We start from the raw sequence: 19,662 nt of genomic DNA, 5'->3' as shown, positions 1-19,662 counted from the left end.
GACGAGGCGAGCGCGACCCGGCCGGACCACGATCCGGCCGGGTCGTCCGCTTATGGCAATTCGGGAATGTTTGCTAACGGTCGGCGGCCATCGCCTTCAGGCGATCGTTGCCGGCGTCTCGCGCGGCATCGGAGGTGGCGAAATTCTCCTCCGACACCATCGAGCGCTTGACTTCACCCGCGCCGAAGTCGACCAGCGTGATCACCCAAACGAAGCCGCCCGCCTGTTCCGCCGTCTGCACGACCGCGCGCAGTTTCGAATCGTTCGCCGTTGCCATGATGACCTCCTCCTGAAAGATTTCGCTCGGAAAATGCAGCATGAAACGAGAGCCTAATCCTTTTCCGCGCCTTCGGTTACGCGCGCTTCGATTTTGCCGCGACGCGCCTCACGCCTCGAAATCCAGCCCGCCGACGAGCACCGTCGAGTCCGCCTGCGAGCGCGTCGGCAGGTCGATGTCGCGCGCGCCTTGCCAGGCGGTCAGCTTACGGGGAAGCGCGTCCAGGTAGCGCACAAAACGTGCCTCGCCGCCCGCACTGAAGAGACGTTCGATTTCGCCGTCGTCCCACGTGAGGGACAGGTCGAGCGGGTGCGCATGCGCACGCGCATATCCGGTGCGCGCGGCAAACATGCGCACGCGTGTGGGCAGGCGGGCGCCTTCGTGTGCAATGACTTCGATGCTTACGTCGGAATCGAGCAGCGCAGCAATTCTCTCGACGATTCTCGGCGCGAATTCTGTGTCGAAACGGTGCGCTTTTTCGCGATCCACTTCGTTCCCCGTCGCCTTGCACTCTTTCGGTTTGCTGCGCCCGCACGCCGCGGCTGCCTGGTTCAGACGGGCGGCAGATCCTCGAGCGACTTCTCGAGCTGGCCGTCCTGCACGCGCGCTTCGATGCCGACGTGGCCGCCGGTGTACGGCAGGGCCGTGACCTTCGGGCCGAGGAAAGTCCGGCCGCCGAGCTTGAAGAGCGTGCGCACCTCTTTTCCGCTCCTGATCGCATCGACGACCTGCGCGACGTCCACGATGGTGGTCGGCGTGGTCCAGCTGTTCGTGCTCGCGTCGAAGCTGCCCCAGCGCACGTTCGTCACACGGTCGTTGGTCCAGCGCACACCATCGATCGCCAAAGTAGCCATAGCCGCCTCCGTTCTACTCGTGGTATCGGGAAATCGTAGCATGTGCGCGGGCGAGCGCAACACGCTTCGCGCGAGCGAAGCCGGTGCTCCGTGTGCCGCCGCGTCCGGCTGCGTTCCGTATTTGCTGAAGTGCGGCTGGCCGTGGTCGCGAGCCTCGCACCGGCGTGGCCGCCCAAGCGGTCGGCCAGGGGAACGGAGCAGTTCGGGCGGCAGTTGGGGGAAGTTCGCCGGAAGAACGGACTGGCCGCCCTGCGGTAAAATTGCGAATTCGGCGCCTGTCCGCGCTTCACGCCTTTATTTACGCGTTTTTTCATGCCAGCAGCTTCCAAACCCAGCCCGCGACGCGTCAGCGTTGCCCCGATGATGGACTGGACTGACCGCCATTGCCGGTCGCTTCACCGGCTCGTGTCGCGTCACGCCTGGCTCTACACCGAAATGGTGACAACGGGCGCGCTGCTTCACGGCGACGTGGCGCGCCATCTCGCGTTCACGCCCGACGAAGCGCCGGTTGCGCTGCAACTGGGCGGCAGCGAGCCGGCCGATCTCGCCAGGAGCGCGAAGCTCGGCGAGCAATGGGGTTACGACGAAATCAACCTGAACTGCGGCTGCCCGTCGGAGCGCGTGCAGCGCGGTGCGTTCGGCGCGTGCCTGATGAACGAGCCGCAACTCGTCGCTGATTGCGTCAAGGCGATGCGCGACGCCGTCGCGATTCCGGTGACGGTCAAGCACCGCATCGGCGTTGATGCAGTGGAGGATTACGAGTTCGTGCGGGATTTCGTCGGCACGGTCGCCGATGCAGGCTGCGAGGTCTTCATCGTGCATGCGCGCAATGCGATCCTGAAGGGTCTGAGCCCCAAGGAGAATCGCGAGATTCCGCCGCTCAAGTACGAGTACGCGTATCAGCTCAAGCGCGACTTTCCCCACCTCGAGATTTCGATCAACGGCGGCATCAAGACGCTCGACGAGGTGGCGGAGCATCTGAAGCACGTCGATGGCGTGATGCTCGGCCGCGAGGCTTATCACAATCCGTACGTGCTCGCGGGCGTGGATGCGCGCTTCTACGGCAACGCCGCGCCCGCGCCGACGCGCGAGGAAATCGAGGCGCAACTGATCGAGTACGCTCGGCGCGAAGTCGCGCACGGGACGTATCTGGGGGCGATCACGCGGCACGCACTCGGCTTGTACCGGGGCGCCGCGGGCGCACGCGGATGGCGCCGGGTGCTTTCGGACAGCCGCAGGCTCGCCACCGGCGATCTCGCCATATTCGACGAAGCGCGCAGCCATCTGCGCGAGGCCGTGGAAATGGCCGACTGACGCGCGAATTGATGCGCGCAGGGACTAGGCAAACGGAATCTTTATTCGTATAATCTCGCTTCTCGATCGGCAAGCCAGTTCTTGGTGAGCCCGGGATGCAAGCAGTAGCAAATCAAGTTGGTCAGTGGTGGCTGTAGCTCAGTTGGTAGAGTCCAGGATTGTGATTCCTGTCGTCGTGGGTTCGAGTCCCATCAGCCACCCCAACTTCGTCTTCTAAATCAATCCCCGGTTACTTCTTTAGTTTGCGTGCGTCAATTCTTAACGTCCACAGCACTGCGGCCTTGCGCGCCCTCGACACGAGCCTCGATTCGCACCACACTCCACGCTCGTCCCTCGCCCGCCAATCCACCCAACACCTCCAAAATCGAATCTTCCCCCCTTCCCCCTGTCAACACAAGAAAGGCGACGCCCGAACGCGCGCCGCCGCAGCCCCGGAGGGACAGATGATGAAAGGGAAAATCACCGCCGCGCTCGCGGCCGTGCTGCTCGGCGCGGTCACCGCCGCCCCGGCTCAGACCGCGCGGCCGGGCGACGCCGCATCGATGGTCAAGCCCCCGTCTGCTGCGGGCGCGAGTCCTGCGCGTCCTGACAACCCCAACAACCCCGACAACATGCCGATGAAGCGTCCGGCGCCGCCGCCCAACAGCGACCGCATGCTGCACAACAGCCCGGCAAGCGACGCCATCGCCAGGTAGCGCGCAAGCGCTGTCGCAGGGGCCATCACAACGCTCAGAGCCGCGCGATCGACACCTCGGTCGACTTCACGAGCGCCACCACTTCCGCGCCGACCTTCAGCTCGAGCTCATCCACAGAGCGCGTCGTGATAACCGACGTCACGATGCCGAACGGCGTGTCGACGTCCACTTCCGAGACCACCGGCCCGCGGATGATCTCCCTGACCTTGCCTTTGAACTGATTGCGCACGTTGATTGCCAAGCCGGTCATCCTTGCAGCCCCTTGAATTGCGATTGAACGTGATAAAAAAGCGAATCGTCAGACGGACGAAACCACCGCAAGCGAATCACCTCCAGCCTGCCCGAAGCCTTCGACCCCGCCGGCTCCGCCCCCGAGCACGCGCATGAGCACCTCCTCCTCGAGTTTCGCGAACGCCGCCGACGCGCGCGAGCGCGGCCGCGGCAGGTCGATCGCGGCATCGAAGGAAATCCTCCCCGAGTCGATCAGCACGATGCGGTCTCCGAGCGCCACCGCCTCCTGCACGTCGTGCGTGACGAGCAGCGCCGTGAAGCGGTGCTCGCGCCACAGCCTCTCGATCAGCGCATGCATTTCGATACGCGTGAGCGCATCGAGCGCGCCGAGCGGCTCGTCCAGCAAAAGCAGGTCCGGCCGGTGCACGAGCGCCCGCGCAAGCGCGACGCGCTGCCGCTGGCCGCCCGAGAGCTGCGCGGGCCAATCGCCTTCGCGGCCGGCCAGCCCCACTTCGGCCAGCACGGCACGGGCGTCGTCGGCAGCCGAGCGCGGCAGTCCGAGCATCACGTTCTGCAGCACGGTCTTCCAGGGCAAGAGGCGCGCGTCCTGAAACATGATGCGCGTCTGCAGCGCCCCGCCCTCGCGCGTGCCGCGCCGCTCCAGCACGCCGCCCGACGTCTGTTCGAGGCCCGCGACGAGGCGCAGCAGCGTCGACTTCCCGCAGCCGCTCCTGCCGACGATCGAAACGAAACTTCCCCGCTCGATCGCGAAATCGAAATCCGACAGCACCGCCCGGTCGCCATAGCGCTTTGCGACGCCGCGCAGCTCGATTGCGAGATCGGCGGCGCCGCCCGCACGTTCCGTCCCTCCCGCTCGTCCCGTGCGCAGGCGCGGCGCGCTGCTGTCGTCGTGATTGGCCGGGCGCTTGCGCAGCTCAGTTTCGAGATCATCGCCGGCGATGCCCGCGAAGGTCGTCGAAGAAGTGATTGCGTTCATCGCGTCGCTCCGTTCTGGTAAGCCGGGTGCCAGCGCAGCGTCACGCGCTCGATGCCCTTCGCGAGCATGTCGGCAAGCTTGCCGAGCAGCGCGTAAAGCAGGATGCCGACCACCACCACATCCGTTTGCAGGAATTCGCGCGCGTTCATCGTCATGTAGCCGATGCCCGACTGCGCGGAAATCGTCTCCGCCACGATCAGCATCACCCACATCAGCCCGAGCGCGAAGCGCACGCCGACGAGGATCGACGGCAGCGCACCCGGCAGGATCACGTCGCGATAGAGCGCGAAACCCGAGAGTCCGTAGCTGCGCGCCATCTCGATCAGGTTCGCATCGACGGAGCGGATGCCGTGAAAGGTGTTCACATACACCGGAAAGAACACCCCCAGCGCGACGAGAAAGAGCTTCGCCTCTTCGCCGATCCCGAACCACAGGATCACGAGCGGGATCATCGCGAGCGCGGGGATGTTGCGGATCATCTGGATGGTGGAATCGAGGGCGGTCTCGGCGGGCCGGAAGAGCCCCGTCGCGAGCCCGAGCACGAAGCCGATGCCGCCGCCGATCGTAAAGCCCGACAGCGCGCGCCACGTGCTCACCTTCACGTTGGCCCACATGTCGCCGGATTCGACGAGCGACCACGCCGCCTTCACGACGGCGAGCGGCTCGGGCAGGATGCGCGTGGACAGCCCACCGCTCTTTGCCGCGAACTCCCACGCGATCAGCACGGCGAGCGGCACGAGCCACGGCGCGCACGGCGCAAGCAAGCGTTTCAGGAGCCGTCCGACGCTCGCGGCATCACGCGAGGCGGCCGGCTGTGCGATATCGATATGAGCCACGTCTGCTGCTCCTTTGGGAATGGCGTGCCGCGTTCAGCTTTGGGACGCGCGCGGCAGGTACGAATTGCCGACCACCTCGCCGAACGGCCCGGACAGCGGCCCCGAGACGCGCTCCTTCTGCTCGCGCGGCAGGAGCGGAAACACGAGTTCCGCGAACCGGTACGACTCTTCGAGATGCGGGTAGCCGGAGAGGATGAACGTATCGATGCCGAGTTCGGCGTACTCCTTCATGAGCCCGGCGACCTGCTCCGGATTGCCGACGAGCGCCGTGCCCGCGCCGCCGCGCACGAGCCCGACGCCCGCCCACAGATGCGGGTAGACCTCGAGCTTGTCGCGCTGCCCGCCGTGGAGCGCGGCCATGCGGCGCTGCCCTTCCGAATCCATCTTCGCGAACGAGGCCTGTGCGCGCTGGATCGTCTCGTCGTCGAGTTTGCTGATGAGCTTCCCGGCATCGGCCCAGGCTTCCTCCTCGGTCTCGCGCACGATCACGTGCAGGCGGATGCCGAACTTGAGCTTGCGGCCTTTCGCCTCGGCGCGCTTTCTGACATCGGCGAGTTTTCTGGCGACGTCCGCGGGCGGCTCGCCCCAGGTGAGGTAAGTGTCGATGTGATCGCCCACGATCTCGTGCGCCGCCGCCGACGAGCCGCCGAACCACAGCGGCGGATGCCCCTTCTGCACCGGCGGATAGAGCAGCTTTCCGCCCTTCGACGTGAGATGCTCGCCGTCGAAATCGATCGATTCATTGGTATGCGACGCCTCCAGCAGCCTGCGCCAGATGTGCAGGAATTCGTCGGTGACTTCGTAGCGCGTGTCGTGATCGAGGAACACGCCGTCGCCTTCGAGCTCCGCCTGATCGCCACCCGTCACGACGTTGATGAGGAGGCGCCCGCCCGAGAGGCGGTCGAACGTGGACGCCATGCGCGCCGAGAGCCCCGGCGACGACAGTCCCGGACGGATCGCGACGAGGAACTTGAGGCGCTTCGTCGCGGGAATCAGGCTGGATGCGACGACCCACGCGTCCTCGCACGAGCGGCCGGTCGGCAGCAGCACGCCTTCGTAGCCGAGCGTGTCGGCGGCCACGGCGATCTGGCGGAAATAGTCGGCGTCGGCTGCGCGCGCGCCCTCGGTCGTGCCGAGATAGCGGCTGTCGCCGTGCGTGGGAATGAACCAGAAAACATTCATCTGAAACTCCTGCGGGGGCAGTTCGGTATGGGTATTGGAATCGTGTGGGGAGAAGCGGCAAGCGGCGCCGGGCGACGCGCGCTCACGTGCGCGAGATGCATCAATCGATGCGCAATCGACGCGCGGAAACCGTCAGGTCCCGCAGCGCACCAGTTCGACGACCGCCGCCGGCGCGTGGCGCAATGGGTTCACGGCCTGCGGCGGCGATGCCTTCAGCCGCAGTTCGCGCAATTGCGCCTGATCGTTGAGTGCGTGCACGAGCGCATCGACGGACGCGATCACGCGCTGCCCCGTCTCGGCGAGTACGGTGTAGCCGGCTTCGCCCTTCGGAAGATCGGCGTCGGAGGCGAACACGTTGGGAAGATGATGGCGCGCCCCGAGCGACGAAAGCACGGGCTTCAGCGCGTAGTCGAGCGCGAGCAGATGCGCGAGCGAGCCGCCCGTCGCGATCGGCAGCACGATCTTGCCGGCGAGGCCCGACTGCGGCAGCAGATCGAGCAGGGTCTTGAGGAGCCCGCTATAGGAGGCCTTGTAGAGCGGCGTCGCAATGACGACCGCCTGCGCGTGTTCGATGAGTTCGAGCGCCTGGCGGATCGCCGGATGGGCGAAGTCCGCATGCATGAGCGCCGCGGGCGGCAACGCGCGTGCGTCGATGCGCCGGACGTTCAGGCCGCGCCCGCGCAGCGCGCCCTCGGCAAGCGACAGCAGATGCGTGCTGCGCGATTGGACGGCGGGACTTCCGGAGATCGACACTACATAGGACATCGTGGCTGTTTCCCTTGACAGGCTCGCACTCGCGCGCCGCGCCGGGCGGCCTTCGAGCGCTTCGCGCATTCGCATGAGACGGCTTGCCCGTCTCCCTCGTGAAACAGTCTAGGGATCCCACCATCCGTTTAAAACGATTTTTTCGAGCTTAGGATTTCCACTTTGGTGATTAGGCCGACGCTCGCGCATACGCCGGTGGCCCCGGCATGCCCGGCCACTATAATGGCGCACATCCCAAAATAACCGGCGCGGCGGCGGTTCGCGCGCCAAGCGGTGCACTCAATGCAAAAAGTCATTCTGCCGTTCGTTTCAGGCTTTCTCGCCGCGCTCTTTTTCCGCGAATCGACCATCGCGCTTCTGCACGCCGCCGGCGTCGTCGGCCCCGCCGGCTACTCCACCGCCCCGTTTCTTCCGCTCGGCATCCCCGAATTCATCGCAAACGCGCTGTGGAGTTCGGTCTTCGGCGTGCTGATGGCGTGGCTGCTGCGCATCGCGCCGGAGCACGACGCGCCGTGGATCGGCGCGCTCGTCTTCGGCGGCATCGTGCTCACGGCGGCGAGCGTGTTCCTCGTCGATCCGCTGCGCGGCATCTGGCCGAGCGGCAACATGCTGCCGCGCGTGGCGCTCGGTCTCGTCAGCAACGGGATGTGGGGCTGGGGCGCGCTCGTCTTCATGCGGGCGTTCATGGCCCGCACCGAAAGCGACTAGTCGCGCAAGAGCTTCAGCGGATGCGTGTCGGGCGTCCACGCGCTCTCGAACATGCGCCTCACCTCGTCGGACGTGACGTCCTCGACGCGCGCCGCCTTCCACGCCGGCCGGTTGTCCTTGTCGATGATGCGCGCGCGGATGCCTTCCACCACGTCGCCGCGCTCGAACACGGTGCGCGTGAGATCGAGGTCGCGGCGCAGTGTCTCGGCCATGCTGGAAAGCCTCGCACGATCGACGAGTTCCATCGACACATCCACCGACAGCGGCGAGCACTCGCGCAACTGCTCGGCGGTGCGCGCGGCCCATTCGCTGCCGGGCCCGTCGGCCTGCGCTTCGCGCTCGAGCGAGGCGAGCACCGCGGTGCCGTTGCCCGCGGCGAAATGCCGGTCGATCTGCGTGCGCGCCGCGGCGAGCGCGCTGCCGTCGGGCGTCGGCGACACCTTGTGCTTCACCGCCTCGCCCTCGACGAAGCGCATGACGTCCACGCCGTCGAGGAAGCGGTGCCGCTTGAGCATCTCGACGAGATCGGACACGGCGGCATCGTCCAGGTAGGCGTCGGCGAGCCGCGCGTAGAGCGCGTCGGCGGCGCCGATCGTCGTGCCGGTCGCGGCCAGGTAGCGTCCGATCGCGCCCGGCGCGCGCGCGAGGAACCAGCTCACGCCCACGTCGGGAAAAAGGCCGATGCGCGTCTCGGGCATCGCCATCTTCACCGAGCCGGTCACGACGCGCAGCCCGCCCGTGTGCCGCGCGCCCTGCGAGATGCCCATGCCGCCGCCCATCACCACGCCGTTCACGAGCGCGATGTACGGCTTCGGATAGGTGAAGATCGCGTGATTGAGCCTGTATTCGTCGATAAAGAAGGTGTCCATCGCGGCGCGTTCGCCCGCTTTCGCCGACTCGTACAGGAAGCGGATGTCGCCGCCCGCGCAGAACGCGCGCGGATGCGGGCTGTAGATCACGACGGCCTTGATCGCGTGATCGTGGCGCCAGCCGTCGAGCGCATTGCGGATGGCGTGCAGCATCGCCGTCGTGAGGGCGTTGAGCGCCTGCGGCCGGTCGAGCGCGATGAAGCCGATGCCATTGGCGGTTTCAGTGCGGATGTCGTGGGTGGTCATCGTTGCATTACGTGTCAGGTGAGGATGCCGCGCCATGCCCGAACCAGGCGCCGAGCGTGAGCCCGGCGAGCGTTTCCGCGGACGTTTGCGGCACTGCGGGCGTTGCGTACAGGGTCAGCTCCAGGGCGACGATGCCATGCAGGTTCGCCCACAGCGCTCGCGCGCACTCCGGCGGCGCGGCATGCGCGGGCAGCCGCCCGTCGGCGCGCAGCTCGACAAAGGCGTCGGCCATCATCGCCAGCGCGGCGGCGCCGGGATCGGCGTCGCCCGGGTCCGCAAGCGCTGCGGCACCCGACGTCTCCATGAACATCAGCCGGTAGGTCTCCGGATTCGCGAGACCGAACTCGACATACGCCTGCCCCATTGCCTTTAACCGGGCCGCTGCATCGACGATGGTCGCATGGATCAAAAAAGCCTGCAGCAGCTGCGCGTGCCCTTCCGCGCGCAACGCCCGTGCGATGTCGGCGCGGCTCCTGAAGTGCAGGTAGAGCGAGGCGGGGGAATAGTCGATTGCTTCCGCGATCTTGCGCATCGAGAGCGCGGCAATGCCCTCGCGACCGACGATCTCGCGCGACGCATCGAGGATGCGGTCGCGCAGCGCCTGTCTCAGTTCGGTCCGTCGTTCCTGGATTCCCATGCGGGTACTCTCGGCACGGCCTTGTCGCAGGGTCGGCCCGGACACGCTGGCGCCCGGTACGGCCGATCGACTCAGATGATCATTTTGCGGTCGTCGGCCCGTCGTGGCGCCGCGCTGTAGAACGGCTCCTCGGCCTCGCTGCGGATCGCCGAGGCGACCACGATGCAGACCGCGAGAAACAGCACGCCGACGGCGGCCCAGATGAGCCAGAACGCATTGAATTCGGCAAGCGAACTAACGAGCGAATGAAACATGACAACCCCCGTGCGATTTTTATAATTAGCGCTCTCTCGTGAGCCGGAACCGAGGAGCAAGGAGCGTGCCGCGCGAATCGCATCGCGCGCCGCCGTAGGTGATGCTGTATGTGGCGCTTTTCGAGATGGTAATCCCAAATGGACCGGCATGAAACGACGCGCGGGGGCTTTATTGCGATTTCGGCGCGTTGCCGTTTCGTGCGACGTAAGGCGTCCCGGCCGGGACGCCTTACACGTCCGTGTAAATGTGCGGGGTGCGCGGCGCGCGCAGGCTCACGCGATCACCTTGCCCGGCGGGAAGTGGCCGCTCTTCAGCAGTACCGGCGAGCCGTTTGTGAGCCGTAAATGTTCCCGTGCGACCGCTTCGATGCGGGTGCGGCCTGCGTCGAACGCGCGGATCCAGCCGTTGCTGTCGAAGGTCTGGGCGTCGAAGTGATCCTCGAGCGCTTCGACCGAGATCGCGCAAGGCACGCGCCGGCCGTCGACGAGCGCCGCGAACACGACGGTCAGGTTCGAGTCACGGTAGTCGGGTGCGTCCGGGGGGAAGTGGATATCCATGATCGCCTCGTAGCGGAACTGAAAGCCGGGCCTCGCGCCCGTGCGGCAAATCGGTCAGGCGAATATGGTACTCGCCCGCGCACAACGAGGTCCATTGCGAATCAGGCGTGGATGACGTCCGCCGTGACGTCGACGACGAAGAGCGAAACCGCGGCCGGATCGAGGTATTCGAAGCGCAGGTGGCGGCTCAATTCGCGCACGCGCTCGCACGCCTCGCGCTGCGCGTCGCCGGCAAGAGCCGAGTAGGCGCGCAGGAACTCCGGCTCGAAACGGTAGTGAACGCCCCACGCGATGTTGCCGGGATGATTCGCCACGCCGCTCGTGCGCCAGCTCACGAAGAGCGCCGGCGACTGCTCGGGGCCGATCTCGCTCACATCGGCATCGCTCGGAAACAGATCGAGCAGGCAATGCGCGATGTCGTAGAGCACGGCGTGGCGAAAGTGGAGCTGGCGCATCAGGTGGCCTGCAGCAGACGGTCGATGTAATTGCGCGCGGCCTGCTCGACGTGCGCGAGCGCCTCGTCTTCGGTTGCGAAGCGCTGCTCGGCGCCCAGGTCGACGAGCGCCTCGAAGCGATGCACGTCGTCCGGGCCCTTTTGCGCGAGGCTCACCGAGCCCACGTAGATCGGCGGCTCGGCGTGGCCGTCGGTGTTGTCGTGGGGACGGATCAGGCGCGCCGACGCGCTGATGTAATAGCCCCGATAGGGTCCGATGACTCGTTCGGCCATGGCATCTCTCTCCTTTTTTTATGTGACGGGCGTGACGGGCGTGACGGGCGTAACGGGCGGCCATCGCGCGCCGGGCAATGGCGCGCGGAGTGCGGCAGTTCCGGCCCGGCGTTTCGGCCCCGCAGTCCCGCCTCCAGGTAGGTCCGCAAGTCGGCAAAGAGTTCGCGCACCGCGCACAAATTGCCGCGCAATCATTTTGCCAGAAGCGTTTTTGACCGATATGCGCACCGCGTCCTGCCCTGATCCCGCAAGCCGCGCGCCCGCATGTTGCAACGCTAACAACCGCTTACGCGTCGCGCTGGGCGCCTGTGGGAAAATGCCGCTTCCCGACTGGACCGGACGCGCGGTGCAACGCCGCAAGATGCGCGGTCCATCGATCAGCTTCCATGAGGTAAAGATGAAGGAAATCACGCGGCGCATGCGCCGCCACCCCGCGTGCGCAAACAAAACGGCCGTCGCGGCATCGCCGTTCATGACGGCAGCGACCCAGGCCGCGGCACGCGCCCTGCCCTTCGGCATCGCGCTTCTCGCGGCGGCGAGCCTTGCCGGATGCGCGTCGTCGAACAATGCGTCGCTGATCAACCTGCCCGACGGTCAGACCGGCTACGCGGTCAATTGCAGCGGCGCCGACGCGGGATCGAGCTGGGCAAGCTGCTACGTGCTCGCGGGCAAGGCATGCGGCGCGACGGGCTACGACATCGTGTCGAAGGACAACGAGGAAGGCGGGCCGACGGGCGGCGGCATCACCAACGTGATTTCGGCGAACGTCAAGAACCGGTCGATGATCGTGCGCTGCAAGTAAGGACGTGCGCCGCTCGTGCGCGCCTTCATCGAGCCTTCATCGAGTGTCGAGCGAAGCTCAGTGCGCGCTCACCTTCGAGAACACGTTGAGCACGACCACGCCCGCCACGATCAGCCCCATGCCGAGCACCGCGGGCAGGTCGGGGATCTGCTTGAAGAGCAGCGCGGCGACGAGCGTGATAAGCACGATGCCCGCGCCCGACCACACCGCATACACGATGCCGACCGGGATCGATCGCAGCGTCAGCGAAAGCAGATAGAACGAGATCCCGTACCCCACTACCACGACGATGGCCGGGATGAGGCGCGTGAAGCCATCGGAGGCGCGCAGCGCGGAGGTCGCCACGACTTCGGCAACGATCGCGATCGCGAGCAGCACGTACGCGGACGAGCGCACCGGCGTCATTCCCGCGCGAGCGCGAGCGCGCCGAAGTCCTGGCCGAGCACCGCGCAGAGCGCTTCGACCACCATCTGATGATCCATGCGCTGCGGCAGCCCCGACACGGTGACCGAGCCGATCACGCCGGCCCCCGCCACCCGCAGCGGAAACGCGCCGCCGTGCGACGCGAATTCGTCGGCGGGCAGGCCGTATTTCTGCGCGAGCGTCGTGCCCGCCTGCTGAAGCGCGAGGCCGATTGCATACGAGCTGCGCCGGAAATGCTCGACGGTCCGCGCCTTGCGTTCGACCCAGCGCGCGTTGTCGGGCGTCGTGCCGTCGAGCGCGGCAAAGAAGAGCCGGTGGCCGAACGTGCGCACGTCGATGGCGACGGCCGCGCCGCGCGCCACCGCCATCTCGCGCAGCTGCGAGCCGATCTGCCATGCGTGGTCGGAGTCGAACTGGGGGAACACGAGCGCTTTTTCCTGATGCGCGATGGCCTGAAGATCGTGCGGGATGTCCATGGGCGGCGGCCTCCGAAAACCTGTGCTGAACGTTGGAATGGCGATGCTGCTGAGTGCGGGATGCGCGGCGTCGCGGCATATGGCAGCGAGCACGCGAAGCTGGATTCTGACACGAGGGCGACGCGGTGAAGCGTGCAGGTCGGTCATGAACCGGATCGAAAACGACGCCGCTGCCACCGCTGCGGCGGCGCTGCGCCTGCGGCATGAAGCGGAATCCGGAAAGCGAAATGCAAAAAGCCCGGCGTGACCGGGCTTTTTGCATTTGAATTCTTGGTTGCGGGGGTAGGATTTGAACCTACGACCTTCGGGTTATGAGCCCGACGAGCTGCCAGACTGCTCCACCCCGCGTCCGTCGAAGAAAAGATTATAAGACAGCGGCGCTCATGGCGCAACAACTAGTTGGCGTGCGAATCATCGCGCACGGGTGCGTGGCATAATCGTCCGCTCGTTTCCCCACTCGATGAATGCACGTGCGCGATGCGTAGCGCCCTGATACGGAAGATCGGCGGTCTCGTCGGATTGCTCGCGATCCTGATGTCGACGCTCGCCCCCGCCGCATCGCAGATGCTCGAGCGCGGGCGCATCGAGGCCATGCTCGCAACGTTCTGCACGGCCGATACGGGCGGGCAGAACCGGTATGTCGAGCAGCAGGGCAACAAGGCGCCCGCACTCGGCCACCTGCAAGCGTGCGACTACTGCAATCTCTCCGCCCACACGCCGCTCCTGCCGCCACCCGCGGCAGCCGCGCTCGCGGCAACACCGGGCGAGTCGCAGCCCGCGGCCGATCGTCGCGCCATCGCACCGCCCTACGCGCCCGTCGTCGCCGCACAGCCGCGCGCCCCGCCCTTTCCTGCCTGATCCGGCCATTGATACGCGCAACTCCCGTACGCCCGCATGAGGCAAGCGTGCCTCATGCGGGCCGCGCTCATCTTCAGTATCTTCGTCTCGAGCAGGAAGGAACCGGCATGAACTCATCGTTTGCAATTCGTGGTTTTCGCGGCGCGCTCGCCGCAAGCACTCTCTTCACCGCGCAGTTCGCGTTCGCGCACGCGATGCCGAAACAGGAGAGCCCCGCGCCCGACAGCGCAGTCGTTTCGCCGGCCGAAGTCTCCATCGACTTCGGCGAGGCGCTCGAACCGTCGTTCAGCACGCTCGTCGTTCTCGATGCGTCGGGCAAGCAGGTGAACACGGCGCAATCGGCCGTCGATGCGAACAACAAGAAGCACATGAGCGTCGCGCTCGGCGGCCTTGCGCCCGGCGCCTATCAGGTGAAGTGGACCGCGGTTGCCGCCGACGGCCATCGCACGCAAGGACACTACAACTTCAAGGTCAAGTGAGGCCCGCATGAAAAAACCCGCCTTCCTCGCCGGCGCGCTGCTGTGCGCCTTCACCGCCCAGGCCGCGCACGCCGCCCCGCCCGCCGCGCTTGCCGTGAGCGATTGCTGGATTCGCGCGATGCCGCCGAACCTGCCGTCGTCGGGCTACTTTGTCGTCACCAACAGCGGCGACAAACCCGCGTCGCTCACGGGCGCCGAGACACCCGCCTTCGGCATGGCAATGCTGCACAAGTCCGAGAGCAATGGCAGCACCGCGACGATGTCGCACGTCGATGCCGCCGAGGTCCCCGCGCACGGCACGCTGCGCTTCGCGCCGAAGGGCTATCACCTGATGCTGGAAACGCCGGGCAAGCCGCTCAAGATCGGCTCGACGATACCGCTGTCGCTCACGTTCGCCGACCAGTCGACCATCACGACGAACTGCGCGGTCAAGCCTGCGTCGGCGCTCGGCAACTGAGCATCTTTCAATGAGCGCCTGCTAGTGAGCGCCTGCTAGTGAGCGCCTGCTAGTGAGCGCCTGCTAGTGAGCGCCTGCTAATGGGCGCCTGCAAATGAGCGCCTGCAAATGAGCGCCTGCAAATGAGCGCCTGCAAATGAAAAGCGCGCCGCAATCGCTTGCGGCGCGCTTTTTTTCCGGCTGAGAGAACCGGCTACGGCTTGCTGAACAGATCCATGATTTGCTTGCGCTCGTCCGGATTGACGGCGGGCGTCTGCAGCCCCGCCGGGCCCACGCCGCCCTCTGCGTTGGCGACGCCTTCGGTCGGACTGGCCGCATCCATCCCGATGCTCGCGATAAAGCCGTTCCCCGGCGTCCGGTCCGCATAGAACAGCTCGCCGTCGACGCTCGTGATGCCGTCGGGCATCGGCATCTGCTGCTGCGCAACGTCGCGCAGCGCGCGACCCATGTAGTCCACCCAGATCGGCAGCGCGAGCTGCGCACCGAACTCCTTGCTGCCGAGCGACTTCGGCTGGTCGTAGCCCATCCACGCCACCGCGACGAGCGAGCGCTGATAGCCCGCGAACCAGCCGTCCTTCGCGTCGTTGGTCGTGCCGGTCTTGCCCTGCAGGTCGTTGCGCTTGAGCACGTTCGTGCCCGCGCCCGTGCCCGAGGTCGCGACCGTGTGCAGCAGGCTGTTCATCATGTAGGCATTGCGCGGATCGATCGTTTGCGGCGCGTTGCGGCCCGCGGTCAGCGGATCGGCGCGCGAGATCACGGTGCCGCGCGCATCGGCGACTTCGGCGATCAGGTACGGATTGATGCGATAGCCGCCGTTCGCGAACACCGAATACGCGCCGGAGAGCTGCAGCGGCGTGACGAGCCCCGCACCGAGCGCGAGCGGCAGGTACGGCGGCGTCTTGTCGGGATCGAAGCCGAACTTCTGCGTGACGTAATCCTGCGCGTAGTTCGTGCCGATGAACGACAGGATGCGGATCGACACGAGGTTCTTCGAGCGCTGCAGGCCGGTGCGCATCGACATCGGGCCGTCGGGCTGATCGTCGTCCTTCGGCTCCCACGCCTGGCCGCCCGGCGTGCTCGGCGGGAAATAGAGCGGCGCGTCGTTGATGACGGTCGCCGGCCCCAGGCCCTTGTCGAGCGCGGCCGAATAGATGAATGGCTTGAAGCTGGAACCCGGCTGGCGCCACGCCTGCGTCACGTGGTTGAACTTGTTCTTGTTGAAGTCGAAGCCTCCGACGAGCGCGCGAATCGCGCCGTCCTGCGGCACGAGCGACACGAGCGCGCCTTCCACCTGCGGCAACTGCGTGATCTGCCAGTTGTTCTTCGCGTCCTTCGTGAGGCGCACGATCGAACCCGTCTTGATGCGCAGCGCCGCTGCCGCATTGCTGCGCAGCCCCGGCGCGGCGAAGCGCAGGCCATCGCCCGAGATCGTCACGGGGTCCGCGCCGACGAACTCGGCCGTCACCTGCTTCGGGCTCACGGCCGTGACGACGGCGGCCACCAGATCGCCGTTGTCGGGATGATCGACGAGCGCGTCCTCGATCGCCTGCTCGCGGTCGTCGGCGTCTTGCGGCAGATTCGCGAAGCCTTCCGGCCCGCGATAGCCGTGGCGCCGCTCGTAATCCATGATGCCCTTTCTCACCGCGCGATAGGCAGCGTCCTGGTCGGCGGAATCGATCGTGGTCGTGACCGTCAGGCCGCGCGTGTACGTTTCTTCCTTGTACTGCGCGTACATCATCTGCCGCACCATTTCCGCGACGTACTCCGCATGCACGCCGTACTCGGTGCCCGAGGACTTGGTGTGGATCTCCTCGGCGACCGCCTGGTCATACTGCGCGCGCGTGATGAAGTTCAGATCGAGCATGCGCTTGAGGATGTACTGCTGGCGAATCTTCGCGCGCTTCGGATTGACGACCGGGTTGTAAGCCGACGGCGCCTTCGGCAGCCCGGCAAGCATCGCCGCTTCCGCGAGCGTGATGTCCTTCAGGTCCTTGCCGAAATACACGCGCGCCGCCGCCGAAAAGCCGTAGGCGCGCTCGCCCAGATAGATCTGGTTCATGTACAGCTCCAGAATCTGGTCCTTCGTGAGCGCCTTTTCGATCTTGTACGCGAGCAGCATTTCATAGACCTTGCGCGTGTAGGTCTTCTCGCTCGACAGGAAGAAGTTGCGCGCCACCTGCATCGTGATCGTGCTCGCGCCCTGCGAGGCGCCGCCGTGCATCAGGTCGGTCACGCCCGCGCGCAGGATGCCGATGAAGTCGACGCCGCCGTGATCGTAGAAGCGGTAGTCCTCGATCGCGAGCACCGCTTTCTTCATCTGGTCGGGGATGTCCTGAAAGCGCGCGAGACTGCGCCGCTCCTCGCCGAACTCGCCGATGAGCACATGATCCGCCGTGTACACGCGCAGCGGCACCTTGGGGCGGTAGTCGGTGAGCGCGTCGAGCGACGGCAGGTTCGGCCCCATCACGACGAGCGCATAGCCGATGATCAGCGCGCCCACCACCGCGGCGAGCGCGGCGAGCCCCGCGAACCACAGCGAAACGGAAAGCGCGAGCGAGCGCCCTGCGCTCTCGTGGCGCTCATTGCGATCATTGCGGCGGGACGACGTGCTGCGGTGATTGTCTCGGTTGTCGCGCGGTGCGTTCGAGGGGTCGGGTCGTTTGATGATTGGCATGCTTTCGATTGTTCGGCGCGCCGGCTCGCGCCTTGCGCGCTGCGCGCGTCGACGAAAACCGCGCAGCGATGAATGATGGCCGTGGTCAAGCGGCGGACGGCCGCGGCGGCATTGCTTCGATGGCGGGAACATGACCGCGGCATGACGCGCAGCGCGTGCCGATGAACCCGGGCCGCGCGCGATGACGCGCATCACCTTCGAGTGTCACTTTCACGCGTCAGTTTCGTGCGCCATCGCACGAGAGCCGCACGAGACCGGCATGGGTCCGCATAAGGCCTTCTAGGCCGGACCGGGCTCGAGGCCTGGCAAGGCGGAACCCGCTTCGCGTTCCCCGCACGCAGAGTAACAGCGCATTTTAAAGAATTCGAGCGCGCCTCAACGCGATACGGCCGATTTTTTTGTAAGTAAATCACGCCAATGGTGGCCGTGCGCACCGCCCGGTTACCCACAGAAAGTGTTGAGAGCCTTGTGGACAACCCTATGAGAAAATAGCCAAGTCATTGAGCGCACGCCACTTTCGCGGCGCGCCTCATTTGCAGCGCTGGTTTCCCAGCGCACGCACGCCGCAGCACAAACCGATATGATGGATGCGTCGATTGCCGGTCAAAACGGACATTCTCGACATCTGCGTTGCGGTAAATTTGTCGCCGTCCGATTGCAATTGCCTTACTGTTTGCGAGCCGCTCATGACTACCAAACCCAGCGAACGCATTGTTGTTTTCGTGACTCCCGCGCAGAAACTCGCGATCAGCAACACGGCCGAGAGCCTCGGCATCAGCATCAGCGAACTCATGCGGCGGGCCGTGCTGAACTTCAACGCGACGAGCGAGCAGATCAAGGTCGCGGGGATCGTCGACCGCCTGCGGGCGCCGAAAGCGCCCGATCCGCTCGATGTCGCGCTGCGGCATGTCGCCGAGAGGGCGGCGGCGCGCGAAGCCCGCGATGCGGCGGCCAAGGCGGCGGCAAACGCTGCGGCCGCGGAAAAGGCGGCAGCGAGTGTGAAGCCGCCGCGCAGCGAAAACATCGACGAGAGCGACGAGGCCGACGACGCGAGCGGAGCCGGCGAAGACGCATCGCTCACGGGCGGCCGCTCGCGCCAGTAATCCACACCGGGCGACGGCGCATCGGGGACACGAAGCGCGCCGCCGCGCACCATCATCGGCCTTGGCCAGCACGAACCGCGCGGCCCTCACCGGGCTCAGAGGCGCGATCCATCGACATGCGCCGACACCGCGCGCGAAGTGTTCACCCATGACAGGGGCGCGCGAGATTGCCCCCGGGGCGGGCTCGCCGAGTGCCCTTCTTGCACGAACAAAACGGCATGTCTCTTCCACATCACTGCCTTGCCGGACTAGCGTGTCCGGCGATTCAGCGTCCGTTACATTCCTTAACGTTGGTTAAGTCCGGCTTAAGCCGTGCCGTGCTCTAATACACGACGCAAAAGTGAAAGCTCGAGCGGGTGTAAATTGAAGCCTTGCGCTTGCAATTCACGCGCTCGACCGCATGTTCGCGGCGCGCATCGAGCGATGCGCGCCGCATGAACGCCCATGAACGCCACACCAGGGCTCACGAGCGATCACGAGCATCACAAACGGCAATACGGCACACTCGCGGTACAGCGGCCGCCGCCTTCTCAAGGAGAAACACATGTCGCTTCTGGATTCCATTACGCGCACCGTCAAGGGCTTGCTGAACGACGCAGCCGATACCATGCAGGACCCGTCACGCGATTCGCGCCAGATCGTCCGCGAACTCGACGACAGCATCGCGAAAGCGGAAAACGCGCTGATCGAGATCGAGGCGCAGGTCGCCACGCAGCAAAGCAAGCGCGACGTCGCCGCCGAGAAGGCGAAGAAGTACGAAGACGGCGCGAAGCGCGCGCTGCAGTCCGGCGACGAAGGGCTCGCGCGCGAAGCGCTCTCTGCACAGGCGAACGCGGAAACCGAACGTGACGCGCTCGCCGCCGAACTTGCCACGCTCGAGCCGTCGGTCGATCATCTGAAGCAGCAGATCGGGGACATGCGCCAGCGCCGCAACGACCTGAATGCCCGCTCGAACATCCTGCAGGCAAAGCAGCAGATCGCGCAGGCGAAGGATGTCGCGGCCACCGCGCTCGGCGGCATCGGCGGGAAGAACCTGTCGGAAGACTTCCAGAAGCTCGAGGACAAGGTGCAGCTCGCCAACGCCCGTTCGGACGCGCGCCTGAACTCGGCGGACCAGAAGAGCGGCAAGGCGCTCGACGACAAGCTCGCGGCACTGACCCGCGGACCGTCGGTCGAGGACCGGCTGGAAGCGTTGAAGAAACAGCTGGACACGCCCGCGCAGTAAACGGATTGGCGCACC

The 19,662-nt window shown here is 66.1% G+C and carries 26 protein-coding genes and 2 tRNA genes; 10 read left to right on the top strand and 18 right to left on the bottom strand.

The window, feature by feature from the left end; all coding sequences use genetic code 11:
* Positions 1-73 precede the first annotated feature (73 nt).
* From BG61_RS16375 to BG61_RS16365, 3 genes are all read right to left on the bottom strand, one after another.
* Positions 74-277, bottom strand: a complete 204-nt coding sequence (locus BG61_RS16375; RefSeq protein WP_035933265.1) for a hypothetical protein — start codon at positions 275-277, stop codon at positions 74-76.
* A 108-nt stretch (positions 278-385) separates the two neighbouring features.
* Positions 386-766 carry a DUF5594 family protein gene (locus tag BG61_RS16370; protein WP_035933139.1) on the bottom strand — a complete coding sequence of 127 codons (381 nt, stop codon included), beginning with the start codon at positions 764-766 and terminating at the stop codon, positions 386-388.
* Between the two features lie 62 nt (positions 767-828).
* Positions 829-1,131 carry a hypothetical protein gene (locus BG61_RS16365; protein WP_035933141.1) on the bottom strand — a complete coding sequence of 101 codons (303 nt, stop codon included), beginning with the start codon at positions 1,129-1,131 and terminating at the stop codon, positions 829-831.
* A 312-nt stretch (positions 1,132-1,443) separates the two neighbouring features.
* Between BG61_RS16365 and dusA the strand changes: the two genes are divergently transcribed.
* The 3 genes from dusA (at position 1,444) to BG61_RS16350 (ending at position 3,140) form a co-directional block, all read left to right on the top strand.
* Positions 1,444-2,445 carry a tRNA dihydrouridine(20/20a) synthase DusA gene (gene dusA / locus BG61_RS16360; protein WP_035933144.1) on the top strand — a complete coding sequence of 334 codons (1,002 nt, stop codon included), beginning with the start codon at positions 1,444-1,446 and terminating at the stop codon, positions 2,443-2,445.
* A 127-nt stretch (positions 2,446-2,572) separates the two neighbouring features.
* Positions 2,573-2,648, top strand: a tRNA-His gene (locus BG61_RS16355).
* 240 nt (positions 2,649-2,888) lie between these two features.
* Entirely contained in the window at positions 2,889-3,140 is a 252-nt protein-coding gene (locus tag BG61_RS16350) for a hypothetical protein (protein WP_035933146.1), read from the top strand.
* Positions 3,141-3,174: 34 nt separating this feature from the next.
* Here the strand turns inward: BG61_RS16350 and BG61_RS16345 are convergent, their stop codons facing one another.
* From BG61_RS16345 to ssuE, 5 genes are all read right to left on the bottom strand, one after another.
* Positions 3,175-3,390 carry a TOBE domain-containing protein gene (locus tag BG61_RS16345; RefSeq protein ID WP_035933149.1) on the bottom strand — a complete coding sequence of 72 codons (216 nt, stop codon included), beginning with the start codon at positions 3,388-3,390 and terminating at the stop codon, positions 3,175-3,177.
* Between the two features lie 48 nt (positions 3,391-3,438).
* On the bottom strand, positions 3,439-4,368 hold the full coding sequence (locus BG61_RS16340) for an ATP-binding cassette domain-containing protein (protein ID WP_035933151.1): 930 nt from the start codon (positions 4,366-4,368) through the stop codon (positions 3,439-3,441).
* On the bottom strand, positions 4,365-5,141 hold the full coding sequence (gene ssuC / locus BG61_RS16335) for an aliphatic sulfonate ABC transporter permease SsuC (protein WP_232256187.1): 777 nt from the start codon (positions 5,139-5,141) through the stop codon (positions 4,365-4,367). Before ssuC ends, BG61_RS16340 begins: the two co-directional genes overlap by 4 nt.
* Before the next feature lie 96 nt (positions 5,142-5,237).
* Entirely contained in the window at positions 5,238-6,386 is a 1,149-nt protein-coding gene (ssuD, locus tag BG61_RS16330) for an FMNH2-dependent alkanesulfonate monooxygenase (protein WP_035933153.1), read from the bottom strand.
* Between the two features lie 132 nt (positions 6,387-6,518).
* A complete protein-coding gene (gene ssuE / locus BG61_RS16325; protein ID WP_051672569.1) occupies positions 6,519-7,151 on the bottom strand; it encodes an NADPH-dependent FMN reductase in 633 nt (210 codons plus the stop codon).
* Between the two features lie 282 nt (positions 7,152-7,433).
* On the opposite strand from ssuE, the gene BG61_RS16320 reads away from it, so the two are divergent.
* Complete coding sequence (locus BG61_RS16320) at positions 7,434-7,859, top strand: hypothetical protein (protein WP_035933155.1); 426 nt, start codon at positions 7,434-7,436, stop codon at positions 7,857-7,859.
* Here the strand turns inward: BG61_RS16320 and BG61_RS16315 are convergent.
* The 6 genes from BG61_RS16315 to BG61_RS16290 all read right to left on the bottom strand — a co-directional run bounded on the left by BG61_RS16315 (position 7,856) and on the right by BG61_RS16290 (position 11,150).
* A complete protein-coding gene (locus tag BG61_RS16315) occupies positions 7,856-8,974 on the bottom strand; it encodes an enoyl-CoA hydratase/isomerase family protein (protein WP_035933158.1) in 1,119 nt (372 codons plus the stop codon). The two genes, BG61_RS16320 and BG61_RS16315, sit on opposite strands and share 4 nt — an antisense overlap.
* A 7-nt stretch (positions 8,975-8,981) precedes the next feature.
* Positions 8,982-9,611 (bottom strand): TetR/AcrR family transcriptional regulator, encoded by a 630-nt coding sequence (locus BG61_RS16310; protein ID WP_035933161.1) that lies wholly within the window; start codon positions 9,609-9,611, stop codon positions 8,982-8,984.
* Between the two features lie 71 nt (positions 9,612-9,682).
* Positions 9,683-9,865 (bottom strand): hypothetical protein, encoded by a 183-nt coding sequence (locus BG61_RS16305; RefSeq protein ID WP_035933162.1) that lies wholly within the window; start codon positions 9,863-9,865, stop codon positions 9,683-9,685.
* 273 nt (positions 9,866-10,138) lie between these two features.
* The gene (locus BG61_RS16300) at positions 10,139-10,423 is read right to left on the bottom strand and encodes a DUF1488 family protein (protein ID WP_035933166.1); all 285 of its coding nucleotides are present in this window, start codon (positions 10,421-10,423) and stop codon (positions 10,139-10,141) included.
* 101 nt (positions 10,424-10,524) lie between these two features.
* Positions 10,525-10,878 (bottom strand): hypothetical protein, encoded by a 354-nt coding sequence (locus BG61_RS16295; protein ID WP_232256181.1) that lies wholly within the window; start codon positions 10,876-10,878, stop codon positions 10,525-10,527.
* Positions 10,878-11,150: a hypothetical protein gene (locus BG61_RS16290; protein WP_035933167.1), complete on the bottom strand. Its 273-nt coding sequence runs from the start codon at positions 11,148-11,150 to the stop codon at positions 10,878-10,880. Before BG61_RS16290 ends, BG61_RS16295 begins: the two co-directional genes overlap by 1 nt.
* A 472-nt stretch (positions 11,151-11,622) precedes the next feature.
* Here BG61_RS16290 and BG61_RS16285 point away from each other — a divergent pair, with 472 nt between their 5' ends.
* Positions 11,623-11,952: a hypothetical protein gene (locus BG61_RS16285; RefSeq protein ID WP_081868093.1), complete on the top strand. Its 330-nt coding sequence runs from the start codon at positions 11,623-11,625 to the stop codon at positions 11,950-11,952.
* A 57-nt stretch (positions 11,953-12,009) separates the two neighbouring features.
* On the opposite strand, the gene BG61_RS16280 is transcribed toward BG61_RS16285, so the two are convergent.
* The 3 genes from BG61_RS16280 to BG61_RS16270 all read right to left on the bottom strand — a co-directional run bounded on the left by BG61_RS16280 (position 12,010) and on the right by BG61_RS16270 (position 13,199).
* On the bottom strand, positions 12,010-12,357 hold the full coding sequence (locus BG61_RS16280; RefSeq protein WP_063741041.1) for a DMT family transporter: 348 nt from the start codon (positions 12,355-12,357) through the stop codon (positions 12,010-12,012).
* Entirely contained in the window at positions 12,354-12,851 is a 498-nt protein-coding gene (locus BG61_RS16275; RefSeq protein WP_035933169.1) for a heme-degrading domain-containing protein, read from the bottom strand. Before BG61_RS16275 ends, BG61_RS16280 begins: the two co-directional genes overlap by 4 nt.
* A 271-nt stretch (positions 12,852-13,122) precedes the next feature.
* A tRNA-Met gene (locus tag BG61_RS16270) sits at positions 13,123-13,199 on the bottom strand.
* A 129-nt stretch (positions 13,200-13,328) separates the two neighbouring features.
* Between BG61_RS16270 and BG61_RS16265 the strand changes: the two genes are divergently transcribed.
* The 3 genes from BG61_RS16265 to BG61_RS16255 all read left to right on the top strand — a co-directional run bounded on the left by BG61_RS16265 (position 13,329) and on the right by BG61_RS16255 (position 14,645).
* Positions 13,329-13,709, top strand: coding sequence for a DUF2946 domain-containing protein (locus tag BG61_RS16265; RefSeq protein WP_035933172.1), 381 nt, complete (start codon positions 13,329-13,331; stop codon positions 13,707-13,709).
* A 107-nt stretch (positions 13,710-13,816) separates the two neighbouring features.
* Positions 13,817-14,188 carry a copper homeostasis periplasmic binding protein CopC gene (copC, locus tag BG61_RS16260; protein WP_035933174.1) on the top strand — a complete coding sequence of 124 codons (372 nt, stop codon included), beginning with the start codon at positions 13,817-13,819 and terminating at the stop codon, positions 14,186-14,188.
* A gap of 7 nt (positions 14,189-14,195) precedes the next feature.
* On the top strand, positions 14,196-14,645 hold the full coding sequence (locus tag BG61_RS16255) for a copper chaperone PCu(A)C (RefSeq protein ID WP_035933177.1): 450 nt from the start codon (positions 14,196-14,198) through the stop codon (positions 14,643-14,645).
* 193 nt (positions 14,646-14,838) lie between these two features.
* On the opposite strand, the gene BG61_RS16250 is transcribed toward BG61_RS16255, so the two are convergent.
* Complete coding sequence (locus BG61_RS16250) at positions 14,839-17,319, bottom strand: penicillin-binding protein 1A (protein WP_035933278.1); 2,481 nt, start codon at positions 17,317-17,319, stop codon at positions 14,839-14,841.
* 686 nt (positions 17,320-18,005) lie between these two features.
* Here BG61_RS16250 and BG61_RS16245 point away from each other — a divergent pair.
* Positions 18,006-18,422: a plasmid mobilization protein gene (locus tag BG61_RS16245; RefSeq protein ID WP_035933179.1), complete on the top strand. Its 417-nt coding sequence runs from the start codon at positions 18,006-18,008 to the stop codon at positions 18,420-18,422.
* 544 nt (positions 18,423-18,966) lie between these two features.
* Positions 18,967-19,647 (top strand): PspA/IM30 family protein, encoded by a 681-nt coding sequence (locus BG61_RS16240; RefSeq protein WP_035933182.1) that lies wholly within the window; start codon positions 18,967-18,969, stop codon positions 19,645-19,647.
* Positions 19,648-19,662: the final 15 nt, after the last annotated feature.

It is taken from the genome of Caballeronia glathei (assembly GCF_000698595.1).
Lineage (GTDB): Bacteria > Pseudomonadota > Gammaproteobacteria > Burkholderiales > Burkholderiaceae > Caballeronia > Caballeronia glathei.
This window is presented reverse-complemented; position numbering and strand designations above follow the sequence as displayed.